The 17,507-nt window shown below is 36.8% G+C and carries 12 protein-coding genes; 9 read left to right on the top strand and 3 right to left on the bottom strand.

Translation table 11 applies throughout. From position 1 onward, the window contains the following. Nucleotides 1-234 precede the first annotated feature (234 nt). The 3 genes from FAY30_RS20740 to FAY30_RS20730 all read left to right on the top strand — a co-directional run bounded on the left by FAY30_RS20740 (nt 235) and on the right by FAY30_RS20730 (nt 3,725). Nucleotides 235-1,206, top strand: coding sequence for a glycosyltransferase family 2 protein (locus tag FAY30_RS20740; protein WP_149872800.1), 972 nt, complete (start codon nt 235-237; stop codon nt 1,204-1,206). 218 nt (nt 1,207-1,424) lie between these two features. Next, nucleotides 1,425-2,192 (top strand): LicD family protein, encoded by a 768-nt coding sequence (locus FAY30_RS20735; RefSeq protein WP_149871649.1) that lies wholly within the window; start codon nt 1,425-1,427, stop codon nt 2,190-2,192. A 72-nt stretch (nt 2,193-2,264) separates the two neighbouring features. After that, on the top strand, nt 2,265-3,725 hold the full coding sequence (locus FAY30_RS20730; protein ID WP_149871648.1) for an oligosaccharide flippase family protein: 1,461 nt from the start codon (nt 2,265-2,267) through the stop codon (nt 3,723-3,725). Nucleotides 3,726-3,825: 100 nt separating this feature from the next. On the opposite strand, the gene FAY30_RS20725 is transcribed toward FAY30_RS20730, so the two are convergent. Continuing rightward, on the bottom strand, nt 3,826-5,214 hold the full coding sequence (locus FAY30_RS20725; RefSeq protein ID WP_190284707.1) for an O-antigen ligase family protein: 1,389 nt from the start codon (nt 5,212-5,214) through the stop codon (nt 3,826-3,828). Between the two features lie 286 nt (nt 5,215-5,500). Between FAY30_RS20725 and FAY30_RS20720 the strand changes: the two genes are divergently transcribed. The 4 genes from FAY30_RS20720 (at nt 5,501) to FAY30_RS20705 (ending at nt 9,500) form a co-directional block, all read left to right on the top strand. Next, nucleotides 5,501-6,232 (top strand): WecB/TagA/CpsF family glycosyltransferase, encoded by a 732-nt coding sequence (locus tag FAY30_RS20720; protein ID WP_149871646.1) that lies wholly within the window; start codon nt 5,501-5,503, stop codon nt 6,230-6,232. Between the two features lie 31 nt (nt 6,233-6,263). Next, nucleotides 6,264-7,367 (top strand): glycosyltransferase, encoded by a 1,104-nt coding sequence (locus FAY30_RS20715; protein ID WP_149871645.1) that lies wholly within the window; start codon nt 6,264-6,266, stop codon nt 7,365-7,367. 597 nt (nt 7,368-7,964) lie between these two features. Next, on the top strand, nt 7,965-9,026 hold the full coding sequence (locus tag FAY30_RS20710; RefSeq protein WP_149871644.1) for a glycosyltransferase family 4 protein: 1,062 nt from the start codon (nt 7,965-7,967) through the stop codon (nt 9,024-9,026). A 90-nt stretch (nt 9,027-9,116) separates the two neighbouring features. Then, nucleotides 9,117-9,500, top strand: coding sequence for a GtrA family protein (locus FAY30_RS20705; protein ID WP_149871643.1), 384 nt, complete (start codon nt 9,117-9,119; stop codon nt 9,498-9,500). A 43-nt stretch (nt 9,501-9,543) separates the two neighbouring features. Here FAY30_RS20705 and FAY30_RS20700 read toward each other — a convergent pair whose 3' ends face one another. Next, the gene (locus tag FAY30_RS20700; RefSeq protein ID WP_149871642.1) at nt 9,544-10,602 is read right to left on the bottom strand and encodes an LCP family glycopolymer transferase; all 1,059 of its coding nucleotides are present in this window, start codon (nt 10,600-10,602) and stop codon (nt 9,544-9,546) included. A gap of 393 nt (nt 10,603-10,995) precedes the next feature. On the opposite strand from FAY30_RS20700, the gene FAY30_RS20695 reads away from it, so the two are divergent. Both FAY30_RS20695 and FAY30_RS20690 read left to right on the top strand, forming a co-directional pair. Then, nucleotides 10,996-15,351, top strand: coding sequence for a bifunctional 2',3'-cyclic-nucleotide 2'-phosphodiesterase/3'-nucleotidase (locus FAY30_RS20695; protein WP_149871641.1), 4,356 nt, complete (start codon nt 10,996-10,998; stop codon nt 15,349-15,351). Nucleotides 15,352-15,510: 159 nt separating this feature from the next. Further along, nucleotides 15,511-16,575: a glycosyltransferase family 4 protein gene (locus tag FAY30_RS20690; RefSeq protein WP_149871640.1), complete on the top strand. Its 1,065-nt coding sequence runs from the start codon at nt 15,511-15,513 to the stop codon at nt 16,573-16,575. Nucleotides 16,576-16,845: 270 nt separating this feature from the next. Here the strand turns inward: FAY30_RS20690 and FAY30_RS20685 are convergent, their stop codons facing one another. Next, entirely contained in the window at nt 16,846-17,484 is a 639-nt protein-coding gene (locus FAY30_RS20685; RefSeq protein ID WP_149871639.1) for a YigZ family protein, read from the bottom strand. Nucleotides 17,485-17,507 lie beyond the last annotated feature (23 nt).

Raw genomic sequence — 17,507 nt, 5'->3', positions numbered from 1 at the left:
TCAATCATTATAACAGTAATGCTATTACATTCGTAATGTTAAAGGTCATTGTTTATTGTCACATGTCTTTTTCAGTATTCAACCTTGTATAAGAAATAGGAATATGGAATAATAAAATACGAAAACAACCTAATTCCTTTCACAATGACTAGTGAGGTAAGGGAGTTTTCCAAGATTAAGGAGTTCATTCCCCAGAAGTCAGGCGTACCATTTGTTATTAAAAATAGGAGACTCATTATGGAACCGAAAGTATCAGTTATTGTCCCACTGTATAATGGTGAAAAATATATAGAAGAGACTATTCTTTCTATTATTAATCAGACATATAAAAATATAGAGATAATAGTTATTGACGATGGCAGCAGTGATCAATCGGCTGTTATTACAAAAAATCTAATGAAACAATACTCAAATATTAAATATATCTATCAAAATAACCAAGGGGTTTCAGTTGCTAGGAATAAAGGCATGAAGGAAGCAAGTGGGGAATTCGTCACTTTTTTAGATAGTGATGACTTTTGGCACACTCAAAAAATAGAAAAACAAATACAACAAGTTATTTCTAGTCAAATGAAGGTTTGCTATTCAGGACATATTAACTTTTATAATGAAACTTCAAGAAAAGAGGTCAACCATACTGACTTTCTTCAGGGTGATCTTACAAAAGCATTTCTTACTCACAGAGTTTTAGCTCAAACGGGTACTTGGTTATTTAATAAAAGCATATTAGAAGAGAACGCTATCCAATTTACACCTGGTGCAAGTTGGGGGGAAGATATCGAATTTATTTTTAAAGTTATTAGTGTGACAAAGGTTTGTTGTATCCCAGAATTTTTAACTTATTACAGAATTCTTTCTGAAGGGAATCTAAGTTCAAAATACACAGATTATCATTTAAAGACACAAAAGGAAATTGAGGTATTTCAAAGATTAAAGGAATGGGTAATAGGTAATAAAGAAAAAATCATCACAGATAACTATAATGAACTTCTTTCTATTATAGATACTTATTCTTTTCCACATATAATAATCGATAATGCCTGCATCTACTTTAAATTGAATACAAAATATAGTCAGCAAACCTTAAAGGAAATAAGGGATGACGTTAAAAAATACACAAAAAGGATATATCTAAAAAATGGTAAAAGAAGTGTAAAGCTTTATTTGAAGTACCTTTATGTTCATTTCAAATTATTCAACACTTGAGTACAACTTTTGATTAAAGATTATAGGATCCCTTAATTTCGCCATTAACCCGTACACCTATTCAAGGTTGAACGGGTTTTTTAAGTAGAATAAACACTAAAAAAGCTTGCCCGTTCTTTCGACAAGGTTCCACATTTTCCTACACATTAGGTTGTTTATTTACTTCTGCTTCGGTATAATACTGTGGAAAGTTTTTTTAGAGAGAGGATGATTTTACAATGATAGAAACGCCTCAATTGGACCCATTAAGGGAGGCGCAAAAGGAATTAACAAAGATGCTTGCTGTCATCCATAATATTTGCAAAGACCATAATATTTCTTATTGGTTAGATGGAGGAACTCTCATTGGATGTATAAGACACAGTGGTTTTATTCCATGGGATGATGACATTGATATCTGTATGCTACGTGAGGATTATAATAAATTTAAAAAAATTATTAAGCAATATTTACCTAAGCCATATAAGGTAGAATCCTATAAGCTTCATATACACGGAAAACATAATTGGACCAAAATTATGTATTTGGATGATTTCGTATGGGACAACAAGGAAACCGAAGAAATTAGTCAAGGAGTTTCTATTGACGTCTTCCCCTTTGACTTTGTTCCCAAAGCAGGAGAACCTAGTACAATGGGAAAAGCTGTACATAAAGTTGCAAAACTCTTATATCTTCCAAACCCAACAACTTTTAAACATCGTATTGCTCGAGTCATTAACAAATCACAATTGCATAATATATATGCAAAGTTTAATAAAAAATCTTCCGTCGTTACTTACGGAGTTGAAACGGCCTTTTATGGTTCAGCTTATTATGATGTGAATGATATCATACCAGTAAGTGAAGGACTATTTGAAGGATATACCTTCAATATTCCAAATAATTATGATAGATATTTAAGACTTTATTATGGGGATTATATGAAGATTCCAGATGAAAAGGATAGAACTCAGCACACATCCAATATTCGTATGATAAATAAATAGCGTTCACCCAAATGACAATAAATAGGACCAAATAGTGGTAGCTATTATACGAAAGGTATGGGAAGGCCTTACATGCAAAAATCGTTAGCAAAAAATATATTCTATAAGGTAATCCTTAATGTTTTCAACCTAATCTTACCTATTATTGTCGGCTCCTATGCCTATCGTACATTAGGTGATACTTCAATCGGTAAGGTTCAATTTTCAGAGTCGATCTATTACTTTTTCTTTATCTTTGCTGTGTTTGGTATTTACCAGTATGGATTAAGAGAGATGAGCCGAATTCGAGAGGATAAGGAAAAGGTTAGCCAATTTTTCACAAGTATGCTTTCAATCAGCATTATTACAAGTATTGTGTCCTTTATCGGACTACTTGTGTTTGCGTATTTTGGTTATAATGACAATGATATTTATCCTATTTTAATTCTGTATGGGACGAACCTAATTTTTAACATTTTCTACGTGGAATGGGTGAATGAGGCTAACGAGGATTATGATTTCATCACGATCAAAACCGTTATTATCCGCCTCATCTATGTTGTCTTTCTGTTCCTTTTGATTAAAGGGTCAGATGATTATTTTCAATATGCTCTGCTACTTATTCTTTCAACGTTTTTAAATAATATCGTAAGTTTTATTTATGTTAAAAGAAGAATTAAGCTAAACTTTAAAAGCATCACGATCAAAGAACATTTGAAACCATTAATTATCGTTGTCATTTTCTCAAATGCAAATATTCTTTTTACCCAGCTAGACCGCTTCATGCTCGGGGAAACGATTAGTACAGCAGCGGTTTCATATTATGTGCTGGCGCAAAACATGATGGGGATCATTAATTCGTTAATAATAAGTATTATTCAAGTAACAATTCCAAGACTTTCCTACTTCTCTGGTAATGATGACGACGAGTCATATATAGCACTATTAAAAAAGATATCCCGAGTGTACTTTGCTTTCTTATTCCCTGCTTCGATTGGGATGCTCGTTGTTTCAGACGTTACCGTTATAATCTACGGTGGACGAACTTTCGAGCCTGCAGGAATTGTTTTGGCTGTGTTCGCCATTTATATGATATCGTTGGGCACGGAGTCTATTCTCTCTAATCAGATCATCTACGTAAAAAAGAAAGAAAACATTTTGGTTCGGTTGATCTTTATTTGTGGCATTTTAAATGTAGGCTTTAATTTTCTATTACTTTATCTGGATATTTTTTCACCAGCAACAGCTATTTTTACTACTGCCATTGCTAACTATTTGTTAGTATTGCTCGAATATTACTATATACGAAAGCATTTAAAGGTAAAGTACACACTTTTTTCATTTGGAAATTTAAAATACCTTTTATATTCGTTAATCTTTATTCCTATTACTTATGTAATCCGCTTATTGGATCTACACACCTTCGTGTTGTTTGTAGTACTAATCATAGTAAATATAGCAGCATATGCACTTATCCTTTTCTTCACGAAGGATGAAGTCTACCTGCTGATAAGTCGTAAAGTGAAAGAAAAACTTCTTAGAAAGACCCATTAGAATGAGTGTTTATTTATTGAATCAAAAAACCCAAGTACCTCATCTACTAGGAACTTGGGTTTTTCGTTACTTAAAACATGATTACTTTAAGGATTATCTTTTATTTTGATGGGGTAACAATTTTCATGTAAAGGCTAGCAACTAATATGGCTAAATAAATACTGACTGCCGGGGCTGTGAATACATGACCAGCTGAAAAGGCAATTCCGACACCTAAGATAATTCCGCTCGCAATCAGAACATTTTCAAGTGTGAAATAGGACTTGAACTGAGTAAAGATCTTCTTCAAAATCATTAAAGCTAATAGAATAAACGGTATAAAGTACAGGAAAAATCCTAAGATGCCAAAAGAGAAAAATAAATCATAAAAGTCCATTTCAGTCAGCTTTGGGGACTCCTTATAATTGCCTGCATACCCCATTCCAAGTATTTTTTGAGAAATTGGCGCATCAGCAAAATATTCCTTCTGTTGTTTTAAATATTCGCCCCTGCTGCTTAATACCAAATTTTCAATCTGCTGATTATTTAAGCCCGGTTTTTTTACAGGCCCTGTCTGATGCTTCCCTGGTTTAGACGGCTTCGGTGCAGGAGTTTCTGCTGTTTGTTCATTTTCTAATAAACTTAAATGAATGGATGTATTTTCAGCAATTGGTGAAAAGGGAGTATACAGGATAAATAAGATAAAGACAATGGCATTAATAATAAGATTTGTCTTTATGTTTATAGTGAACTTCCGTTCTTTCCTCTTCATGATAAATTCAACGATGAGCATAAACAAACTAATTACAAGCGAAATCAGTACAGCGCCAAATCCAACCTTAGTTCCGACAGCCATTAATGAGTAAATTAATAGAAGCACTGGAATCCAATAGTAGGATGTTTTAAGTGATGTAGTCTTTTTGATCGCATATAAAATGACAATTGGAAAACAGATGGACATGATGGCGCCAATTTCATTGCCCGCATAAAACCATCCGGTGTGTCCAACTTTATTATAGGTATAGCTGTTAAAGGCTGTATCGGTAACTTCTGCAAGTACCATTGATAAACCTATAAGGGACATTGCATAGACAATATAACGTTGGATGGTGCTGTCCCATGAGCTTCTTGTTTGCAGTTGTTTAAACACAAAGAGATAAATAAAAAAGAAAATAACAAAATAGACGGATTTAATGATAAATTTGATTTCTTCTCCCATACTCATTGGAGATTTCACCAAGATATTGTTGGCAAAGCCCATCAATAAAAAAAGACCAAGCAATATTAAATAAATAATACTCGTCCTTTTCTTTTTAGAGTCTGAAATAAATAATAAATAAACCAATCCGACTGCCATCATGGCAAAACGAATTAAAATACCTGCGGTAAATTCAGAATTAAAATAATTAATCGCGAAGGATGTGGCTAAATCTAAAATAGGCTGGACTAATATAAAGAGCAACAATATATTTTCGAATGTATTGTTCTTTTTGAAGTTTTCTAGCAACATTTTTATTTCATTTCCCCTTTTAATACTTTTATTCAAAATCATACTACTATACAGTACACTATTTTAAAGTAATGGTAAATGTATTTACTTTTAAAATGGTCTAAGAATATGGAAGGATTTAGAATGTTGGTTTGTGAAAAGATTTGGATTTTTACTGAAAATAATGATACATTTTACAAGGACAATATATGCATTATTTTTTTCAATATAATGGTTTTGCATGCATGAATTGTACTGGCAGGTAATGTAAAAAATAGTAGTATTCAGAAAGAGATGAGTGAATTCCATGAATGATACAAAAATAGATATTTTAAACGTTAAATTTAATTCGGTTACAAAAGAAAATATGCTGAACATCTTAACAAATCGGATTGAAGAAGAGAAGAGGACGTTTTTGGTAACGGCTAACCCTGAAATTGTGATGTATGCCAATTCAGATCCTGAATATATGCGGGTGATTCAAAAAGCCGATTATGTAATCGCTGATGGAATCGGGATTATCATTGGCTCCAAAATAATTGGCCAGCCTTTACCAGAACGTATTCCAGGCTTTGAATTGATGCAGGAGTTATTAAAGAAAGGAAATGAGGCAAACTGGAGTGCTTATTTCCTCGGAGCAAAAAAAGAAGTAGTGGAAACAGCTGTCGCGAACATTAGACAGCAGTATCCAAATTTAAAGATAGCAGGCTATCATGATGGCTTTTTTGATTGGGAGTCAACTATCATTCAAGGAGAAATAAAGCAGGCGAAACCGGATTTAGTGTTTGTAGCTTTAGGATTACCACGGCAGGAAAACTTTATTGCTCATAAATTGGCTGATATTGATAAAGGCCTTTTTATTGGCGTGGGCGGCAGCTTTGATGTACTTGCCGGAACGGTGAAACGGGCGCCTGTTATTTGGCAAAAGCTGAATCTCGAATGGCTTTATCGGCTTTTGAAGCAGCCGAGCCGTTGGCGCAGAATGCTCGTTCTTCCGCAATTCCTCATTCGCATGCTGAAGATAAAGCAAAAGAGGTAATTGCCAAAACCGGCTATAAAGGAGATATAGTATGAAAGTATTACATTTAAATGCAGGTAATGAAACCGGTGGAGGAATGGTTCATATCCTTTCTCTTTTAAAAGAGCTGAATAGGGATGAATTTATACTCGGTCTGTTAGAGAAAGGCTTATTTGAAGAAAAGGCCAAAGCTGCTGGTATCCAAACCATTACATTTGAACAAGCTTCGAGATATGATTTATCGGTACTTTTAAAAATTATATCCTTTATAAAAAAGGAAAATATCAGTATTCTACATACCCATGGCGCAAGAGCAAATTTATATGGCTATTTCCTGAAAAAGTTTACCTCCGTTACCTGGATGACAACTGTTCACAGTGACCCGAGAAATGACTTTCTTGGCAGAGGAGTAAAAGGGGAGCTGTTTACAAAGCTCAATTTGGCTGTATTAAAAAAACCGGATCACTATTTTGCCATTTCAAAACGCTTTACGGAAATGATGGTCGAATTTGGTGTGGACCCTCTGAAAATAACGACCATTTTTAATGGGATTGATTTCGATGCTCCAGTGAAAACAGAACTTTCCAGGGATGAGTTGAGTCTTTCTTCAAAGGTTTTCATAATATTAATGGTTGCCCGTTTAGATCCGGTCAAACGTCATAAGCTAGCCATCGATTCTGTAGAAGAAGCGATCAAGCTACATCCGGAAATTAGATTGCTTTTAGTCGGAGATGGGCCAATAAAGATGGAGATTCAGAATGACATAAAGAAGAGGGGACTTGAGCAGTATATAAGGGTATTTGGACATAGAGAAGATGTTGAAGCGTTTTACCAAATAGCAGATGTAACACTGCTCACTTCACAAACAGAAAGCTTTCCGCTTGTCCTATTAGAATCAGCAAAAGCAAATACGCCGGTGATCACCACCGATGTTGGCGGGGTTCGTGATATGATACCGGATTCATCTTATGGTTTTATTGTCGTTGGTGACGAAAAGGAGGCAATTATTTCTTCAATCAATCAAACGGTTGAAATGAAGGAAGCCGGCCAGCTTTCGAATATGGGAAAGAAATTTAACCAGTTCGTATCGCATCATTATTCACTTCAATCTTTTGTGGACAGTATCTATCAAACATATAAGCGTTACAGTAAATGAAAAAATGGTTAGTTCCTCTGATGAGGAACTAACCATTTTAAAATTTGAAATATAAAAATTCACTGACTCTGCTTAAGTAAAGTAAGGATACAACCGCAATAAGACTAATAAACGCAGCTAAGCGATAGCTTGGCTTAAAACTGTTTAGACGTTCAATTGAATTCTTGGCAAATATGACAATTCCAAGGATAAAGGCAAACTTTGTCGGAATTTTAGTGTAAAAGGTATTTTAATGGATAAATGTGGCGAAATTGTAACCTTTGTAATGTGTTCTTCGTCAAAATTCATGTTATAGTAGTAAGAGTAAGATTGATGCCGATGGGTATAATAAAAACTAAAACAATATGATATTACTTGAATGTACCTCTATTAAATTGGTAATATGTTGATTTAAGAATATATGAAATATTAAGTAATTCACATGATTTGTAAAATCTATTTAAAAATGACATTGGCTATGTTATAATCCACTGTGGTATGACTGTTCACATTGAATGAAAATGATTGTTAAATAGATAACTAACTTTTTAGCAGCCATGTATGCTGCTCAAATATGCCTGAATAGAGAATAGGCTTATCGTTATGAGGAGGAACACAATGTTCTATATCACCCTGTTTTTATGTTTTATTAGTTCAATTCTTCTGACTCCCTTAGTAAAAAAACTAGCCTTTAAAATTGGGGCAACAGATAAACCAAATCAAAGAAAAGTTCATCAGAAAATTATGCCGCGTCTCGGCGGACTTGCTATTTATCTCAGCTTTATCATCGGCATGCTCATTCTTAGCCCGGACAGTCCTTATGCACTGCCAATCATTATTGGAAGTATCATCATCATTATTACTGGAATGCTAGATGATATGTTGGAGCTTTCTGCTAAGGTTAAATTTATTGCTCAGATTGCTGCGGCGGCTGTCGTTGTCGTCTGGGGCGGTGTAGATGTCGAATTTATCAACCTGCCATTCGGCGGTCAAATTCAATTCGGATATTTTAGTATTCCTTTAACTATTATTTGGATTGTTGGGATTACCAATGCCATCAACCTGATCGACGGTCTTGACGGATTGGCTGCAGGTGTTTCCTCCATCGCTTTAATTACCATTTCGGGAATGGCGATGATTATGGGAGACGGATTTGTAACAGTAATTGCATCAATTGTGCTGGCAAGTACACTTGGATTCTTAATTTACAATTTCCACCCGGCAAAAATATTCATGGGTGATACCGGTGCCTTATTCCTTGGATATATGATTTCAGTACTATCATTACTTGGCTTTAAAAATGTCACGATCATTTCCTTTATCGTTCCGATTATAATTCTCGGTGTTCCAATTTCAGATACATTCTTTGCGATTCTGCGCCGAATTGTTAATAAGAAGCCTTTATCAGCACCTGATAAATCACACTTACATCACTGCCTGCTTCGGTCCGGGTTTACCCATCGCCAGACAGTGCTGATTATCTATGCCATGGCAGCCTTCTTCGGATTAGCGGCAATTATCTTTTCACAAGCAAAGGTCTTGGGCGGTTCTTTATTCATTGTCATTCTTTTGATTATGATTGAATTATTTGCTGAAATGATAGGACTTGTCGGAAAGAACTATAGACCGCTAATCAAAATGATGCGCGTTCTTCTTGTTACAACGGTAAGAAACAGATAATGACTGAAAAGCCTGCCCCCATGGGGACAGGCTTTTTTTGTACGCTTTTTTAGGGCATACTGTTTTTAATAAATAAAAGGGGAACGATACATGAAAGAATTCCTAAAATTTGGCGTAGTCGGGATGATCAATACCCTTATTACCATCGGGTGTTTTACAGTTTTAGTGTATAGTGGGATTAACTATATCACCGCGAACATAATTGCCTACATGCTTGGCATGATCAACAGCTTTATTTGGAATAAAAATTGGGTGTTTCAAACAAATGCAAATACAGGATTGCTTTTAATGTGTGGGAAATTTATTGCAGTAAATCTAATCACACTAGGATTTACTACCATTTTGCTCTTCATTTTAGTAGGGCACCAATATTTTCATTTATCAATTGCTCAGATTATTTCCACTGGTTTTGGATTGCTCATTAATTATGGTTTAAACAGGAAATGGACATTTAAGGTTTCTGACCCTATATAAAAAGGACCGCATCACGTTAAGGAATGCGGTCCTTATAATTTGTTTAATTGTCTGAAGATGAATCCTCAGTGCTGTCTGAATCTATTTCTGTATCGGTCTGGTTTCGTTGAGCAGTATTTTCATTTAATCCTAGATGCGTCTTCAAGATTGTTTTGGTTTCGTCAAGACTTGTCTCATCAAGCTTATAATAGTAAATCTTATTAATATACGCATCTTCACCATTAAGGTTTAAGGTATCAATGTTTAAACCGCTGCCGGAAAGGCCATAATCAATTAAAGATTTCATATCAGTAAATGACATGTTTGTTTGCATATTGTCACCAACAGCTTTAATGATGTCGGTGTGTTTTGAAAATGATTGAATAGACAGTGCTTTTTTCATAAGTGCTTTAATGATTTCCTGCTGTCTCATTCCACGCATCACGTCTGTATCATGGTGTCTTGTCCTTGCAAGTGCCAATGCCTCTTCACCGTTTAAAGTTTGAAAACCAGGTTTTAAATTGATTGCGTTTGGACGATCTTCCGAATCCTGTTCAGATAAGGCATAAGGAACATCAACGTCGATTCCATCTAAGGCATCGACTACATCCATAAATGCATAAAAGTTAATTTTTACATAATAATCAATCGGGATATCGAGAAGCTCTTGGACAGTTTCAATTGTCATCTTTGGACCACCGAAAGCATGGGCATGAGTAATTTTGTCCTTTTTATTTTTTCCAGGAATATAAACATAGGAGTCACGTGGAATACTTAATAGTTTTACTGATTTCTCTTTTTTATTGAATGTAGCAACTAACAGGGCGTCAGATCGAACGGCTTCCCCATATTGTTTTGCCCGGATTTTACTTTCATCGACACCGATGAGTAAAATGGAGATATTGTCCAAATCGGGATTTACCTGGGTAGTGCGTTTAGAAACCGTTTTTACCGGCTTATACGATTTATTAACAACTGATTCTGCCTTTTTCAGTAGGAAGTTCGCATAGGCCGCTCCGCCTAAGGCAACGATTAATAATGGAACAAAAATCCACATAAAGATCCGCTTTTTACGACCCTTTTTCTTCTGATTCACTCGCTGTGAGCGTTGAAATTCGGACATATTATTTCTCCTTTATATAAATATAAATATAAATATCATTCAGGCAATTAGTAAAAGACTAGTTTCCATTTTACAGGTTTTTCCCTGCCACGTAAATTGAAATTTTATGTCGAAAATTAAATTGTTTCATTTCTCCATTATTCTACTAATTCCGCACCACTCCTCCACCTAATAGACGGTTTCTTTTTTGTCTATGTTACAATTTAAATTTTAAAAATAAGCAGACAAATCCCTTCGTAATTCAGGAATATTTAAAAGATTCTGAGTCTGATATATTTACAAACATTCTACATAGTCCCAATAAAAATTTTACAAAAAAGGCTATGATTCTATTAAAAAAATTAGTAGAATAGTCATGCAATGCAAAATATATTGTCGAAGGGCGGTAAAAGTGTGAAGAGAAAGATAAAAAGAAGCATGAAAAGAAAAATGCTCAATAGTTCTCTAGTTGCTGTGTTAGCGCTTACAACGATTCCGTTGAATATTTTCCCAAGTGCAGCAAAAGCAGAAAGTACCGGTACAAATACGGCAACACTACGTATCTTAGAAACTACGGATCTACATTCAAATGTCATGCCGTATGATTATTTCAAAGATGCAGCAGTTAAAGATTATGGATTAGCAAAGACTGCAACTCTAATCCAACAAGCTAGATCTGAAGTTTCCAATTCAATGCTTTTTGATGCAGGTGACACGATTCAAGGAAATCCGCTTGCCAGTTATGTAGCAAAAGTAAATAAACTTGGTCCAAATGACACGCACCCAATTTTTAAGGCCATGAATTATTTGAAATATGATGCAGGGATTGTTGGTAACCATGAGTTCAACTATGGCTTAGACTACCTCAAAGATGTTATGGAGGAAGTTCAGTTTCCAATTGTAAACGCAAACATTTATCATGATGACAAAGATGGAAATCCTGATAATGATAAAAATTATTTTACTCCATTCAAAATTATTGATAAAACGATTAAGGATAACTCAGGTAAAGAGTCTACTATCAAAGTTGGGGTAATCGGTTTTGCACCGCCGCAAATTATGAAGTGGGATAAAGACAATCTTACTGGAAAAGTAATTGCGAAGGATATTAAGAAACAAGCAGAGAAATTTATTCCTGAAATGAAGGCAGCAGGGGCAGATGTCATTGTCGCAATTGCCCATTCTGGCTGTGATATTGCCGAAGAAGGACAAGAAGAAGCAGAAAATGCTGTTTATGACTTAACCAAAGTTCCTGGCATCGATGCAATGCTTTTTGGACATGCCCACTTGAAGTTCCCTGAAGACGCATCTTTCAAAGATAAAAATGGAATCGATGTAGCAAAGGGTACGATTAACGGTGTACAAGCGATTGAAGCAGGCTTCTGGGGAAATAACCTTGGGGTTCTAGATTTAGCGCTTGTAAAAGATGAAAAGGGTAAATGGACCGTTGATAAGTCCAATTCAAAATCAGTAAACCGTGCTGTTACTGCTGACACTCCTACGGACGAAAAAATTGTTGCCGATGTAAAAGGAGTACATGATGGTACTCTTAATTATGTTCGCGGAAAAATTGGCGAAACAGATATTCCAATGCACAGCTTCTTTACCCGTGTAATGGATGATGCATCTACACAAATTGTGAACGCGGCCCAGATGGATTACGTGAAAAGTTGGATTAAAACAAATGCACCGGAATATAAGGATGTTCCAGTTCTTTCTGCAGCCGCTCCTTTTAAAGGCGGCCGCGGTGGTGTAGCTGATTATACAAACATTGCTAAAGGTGATGTGACGATCAAGAGTGCAGCTGATTTGTATTTATTTGATAATACATTAAAAGCTCTTGAAGTGACTGGTGATCAAGTAAAGAGATGGATTGAAAAGTCAGCGGAACAGTTTAATACGATTGACCCGAATAAAGAAGGAAATCAAGAATTACTTAATTACGACTTCCGTCCATACAATTATGACGTCGTTGATGGGGTTAAATACCAAATTGATGTAACGAAACCTGTTGGAGAGAGAGTCATTAACTTAACGATGATGGATGGAACACCTGTTAAAGCAGATCAAAAATTCATTATTGCCACAAATAACTACCGTGCTGGCGGCAGCGGTGGCCTAGCTGAATTAAAAAATTCTAAAGTTGTGGTGGACTCACCATTTGAAAACCGCCAAATCCTAATGGATTATATCAGCTCAAAAGGTACAATCAATCCAGTAGCAGATAATAACTGGAAAATTGCACCGGTTGGCGGAGTTGCAAAATTAGTATTCCACTCTGCTCCTGAGGCATTACCATACCTTGATCAGCAACCAAATGTTAAAGATCTTGGAACATCATCAACAAAAGCAGGATATGAGTTATTTGAATTAGACCAAAACGTACACGTTCAGTTATTAGGTATTAACGACTACCATGGTCAGCTTGATACTTGGAGAGATATTAAGGATAAAGATGGTAAAGTTGTCGATCATTCTGGCGGTATTGAATACCTTGCAGGTTACTTGAAGGAAAGAGAAGCAACTAACCCTTCAAATACATTAATGCTTGCTGCTGGTGACCAAGTAGGGGCAAGTGCTCCGGTTTCAGCATTATTACAAGATGAGCCAACGATTCGCTTCATGAACGAAATTGGCTTTGACGCTGCAACAATCGGTAACCACGAATTTGATGAAGGCGTGCCAGAAATGCTTCGCTTAATCAACGGCGGTTCACACCCTGCTACAGTTGACAAGTATGGCGCATTTGAAGGTGCTGATTTCCCTGTGGTGGCTGCAAACGTCGAGTATGAAGATACTGGTAAGCTGATTCTAGACCCATACGTGATTAAAGAAGTTGACGGTGTTAAGATTGGAATTATCGGTGTTGTTACAACGTTAACTCCAGAAATCGTTATTAAATCAGCCGTAAAAAATGTTAAGTTCACTGATGAAGTAACGGCGATCAATAAATACACGAAAGAATTAGAAGCTAAAGGAGTTAAATCTATTGTTGTCCTTGCCCATAACCCAGGAAGCTCAAAGACAGACGGTACTGGTGCAGCTGGGGAAGTTGTTGAATTTGCGAAAAAAGTTGACCCTCAGGTTGACGTCATCTATGGTGCGCACGACCATAAATATTTACGATCTGTCGTAAATGGCATCACTGTTGTCCAATCTTGGTCATATGGTACGGCATTCTCTGATATTGACTTAACAATTGATCCACTGACTGGAGACGTTATTAAGGATCAAACAAAAGCAGAAGTCGTAGATACTTTACATTCTAAGATTCAGCCAGATGCTAAAATTCAAGCAGAGCTTAAAGAATACAAAGATGCTATTGCACCAATCCTTAACAGAAAAATTGGTGAAACTGAAGTTGAATTAACGAGAACTCCAAATGCAAGCGGCGAGCAAGTTTTAGGAAACATCATTGCCGATTCTATGCGCTGGCAAATGGATACACAAATGGGGTTCATGAACCCAGGGGGTATTCGTAACGATATCAACGCTGGAGAAATTACATGGGGTGAGTTATTCAATGTACAGCCGTTTGGTAACGACCTTATCAAAATGACTGTAACAGGTGATGTTCTAAAAGAGTTGCTAAACCAGCAATGGGCTGACCCAACTCGTGCAAAAATGCTGCAAATCTCAGGATTATACTATACGTATGATGATTCAAAACCATACATGAGCAGAATCCTTGATATCTATGAAGAAGATGGTACACCAATTAAGAAAGACAGCAAGTACACAATTACAGTAAACAACTTCATGGCTGGCGGCGGAGATGGCTATGGAGCACTTCTTAAAGGTACAGACAAGGTTCAAGGACCAACAGACCTAGATGCGCTTGTTAATTACATTCAGAATTATGATGGCGCCATCAATGCTGGGTATGAAAACAGATTCTTAAAAGCAGATAAAGAAATTGCGGAAACTTCCGTATACTATCTAAGCGATTTAACAACTGTTCTTGAAGGTGAAACAGATCCATATGCAACAGTCGTTGCAAAAGTAAAAGGGAAAGTAATTGGTGAAGGAAAAGCTGATAACTATGGCTACTTCTCTATTGATATTCCAAAACAAGCTAGTGGTACAACTGTTGTTGTGGAAACAACTGATTTATTTGGCAACTATACTTCTGCTGAATTTATTGTGGAAGAAGCGTTAAAAGGCTGGCAGCAATTGGACGGGGAAAAGGACTGGTATTACTTCAACCCTGAAACTGGTGAGCCAGTAACTGAGTGGTTCAATATCAAAGGTAAATGGTACTTCTTTGATGAAGAAGGGGTTATGCAAACAGGCTGGTACCAAGAAAACGGCAAGTGGTACTACCTTGACAAAGTGAACGGAGATATGAAGGTTAACTGGTATAATGTCAATGGCAAGTGGTACTACTTTAACAAGTCTGGTGCAATGCAAACAGGCTGGTACCAAGAAAACGGCAAGTGGTACTTCCTTGACAAAGCTAACGGAGATATGAAAGTGAACTGGGTAAATGTCAATGGCAAGTGGTACTTCTTTAATAAGTCCGGTGCCATGCTGACCGGCTGGGTTAAAGACGGTAATACCTGGTACTACTTAACAAATTCCGGTGCAATGCAAACAGGTTGGGTGAAAGTAAATAACAAATGGTATTTCCTTAAATCCTCTGGAGCAATGCAAACAGGCTGGGTTCAAGTGGGCAGTAAATGGTACTTCCTATACAATGATGGAAGCATGGCTGCAAACACTTCAATCGGCAAATACAAAGTAGGTAAAGACGGCGCATGGATTAACTAAATGCGAAGACGTTTTGGAAAGAGGTAAGCCCTTATATAATGGGCCTGCCTCTTTTTTTTGAAAAATGCTTGGAAAAATGCATTTTCTATTTTTTACTATTCATTCCTTTGTTTTTGTTTCCTCTTTAATGGACAAACTGACTAACAAGGAGGAAGATTGATGCTTTATCTTACCTTGATAGTATGTTTTCTTGTTTCTATTCTTATCACACCACTAATAAAAAAATTAGCCTTTGTCATTGGTGCAACTGACAGGCCCAATCAACGCAAAGTCCATCAGTCGATTATGCCCAGACTTGGAGGCTTAGCCATATTTATTAGCTTTATGGCAGGCATTTTCTTATTAAGACCTGAAAACACTTCTTCCTTTGCCATCATGATTGGCTGTTTGATCATTGTCATTACCGGCGTTTGTGATGATCTATTTGAATTGCCGGCAAAGATGAAACTTCTTGGACAATTAGCTGCAGCTTGTTGTGTTGTGTTTTTGGGTGATCTGCAAATGGTATTTATCAACCTGCCGTTTGGAGGACAGCTTCAATTTGGCTTATTTAGTATTCCCTTTACCATTCTTTGGATTGTTGGCATCACCAATGCAATTAACTTAATTGACGGGCTAGATGGATTGGCTGCCGGAGTGTCTTCGATTGCCTTAATTACGATTTCAGGGATGGCTATTATTCAAGGGAATTTTTACGTTGTTGCGGTTGGGTCGATTGTGCTGGCAAGTACGCTGGGGTTCTTATTCTACAACTTTCATCCGGCCAGTATATTCATGGGGGATACGGGAGCACTTTTTTTGGGCTTTATTATTTCCGTTTTGTCGCTTCTTGGATTTAAAAATGTTACCTTTATTTCATTCGTTATTCCCGTGATCATTCTAGGGGTACCCATTTCCGATACCTTTTTCGCAATCATAAGAAGGATCATTAACAAACAGCCGTTATCTGCACCTGACAAATCCCATCTGCATCATTGTATGCTGCGAATGGGCTATTCCCACCGTCAGACTGTGTTGCTTATTTATGCAATGGCTGCCTTTTTTGGTCTTGTCGCCGTCATTTACTCCCAGGCAAGAATCGGCGGAGCACTTTTCTTAATCGGTTTCGTGATTCTCATCATTGAAATCATTGCTGAAAAAATTGGCTTAATGGGAAAAGACCATCGGCCATTGTTAAATATCGTCCGTACACTGAAAACAACCACAGCGAAAGACCGTTCTTAACTCCATTTCCGTAAACAAAGGGACTCAACAATGTGAACTGAGCCCCTTTTCTCTATGTCCAGCTCCAGCACCCTAGCGGCTAGTGTCCTTCGCTCTCCGCCCTACGATAAGTCAACATCGAATCGCCTCCGGCTCTCCGTGTTTCCTTTATCTCAGTCGGAGAACTCCAGGCCATACGCCGCTGACCAGGGTGCTTCCGCTTTTCTATTTTTTTCCCAATTGTTTATTCTTAGAATACCTACTATAATCATCCTCAAGATATACTGCGATTTACCTACAAAAATCAATTTCAAGATAAACGGTTGCACCTTTATCTAATGTACATTGGCCGTTTGTCAGCTCTACCATCCAGTCATTAAATGACTGAACATGACTTTCGTCTACAAAGGTTTCAATTTCAACAGTATCTAAGTAATGAATTTCTTTGATTGTATATTCAGAGGACCGCAGTTCTTTTTCAATTTTCCCAAGCCAGGTATAGTCTATTTTCACGTGAATAACTTGCGTGAGTCTTCTTTCAACAATTCCAACTGCGTCCAGGCCCTCTGATGTTGCTTTGCCGTATGCACGAATTAGGCCGCCTGCACCAAGTTTTATCCCGCCAAAGTAGCGGGTGATAACAACAACTGTGTCCTTTAGCTTTCTTTTTTTCAACACCTCAAGGATTGGGATCCCGGCCGTTCCGCTTGGTTCGCCATCATCATTGGCTTTCTGAATCTGGTCATGCTCACCAATAAGATAGGCAGAGCAATTATGGGTAGCATCCCAATGCTGCTTTTTGATTGCTTGAATGAATTCCTGGGCTTCGTTTTCCGTTTCGGCTCTTTTAATGTGTGCAATAAACCGGGACCTTTGGATGTTGATTTCATTTTCCCCGGTCCGCTTCACGGTAAGATATTTAGAAAGCATAAAAAGCTCCTTTCTATTTTAAA

Source organism: Bacillus sp. S3 (genome assembly GCF_005154805.1).
In the GTDB taxonomy this organism is placed as follows: domain Bacteria; phylum Bacillota; class Bacilli; order Bacillales; family Cytobacillaceae; genus Neobacillus.
This window is presented reverse-complemented; position numbering and strand designations above follow the sequence as displayed.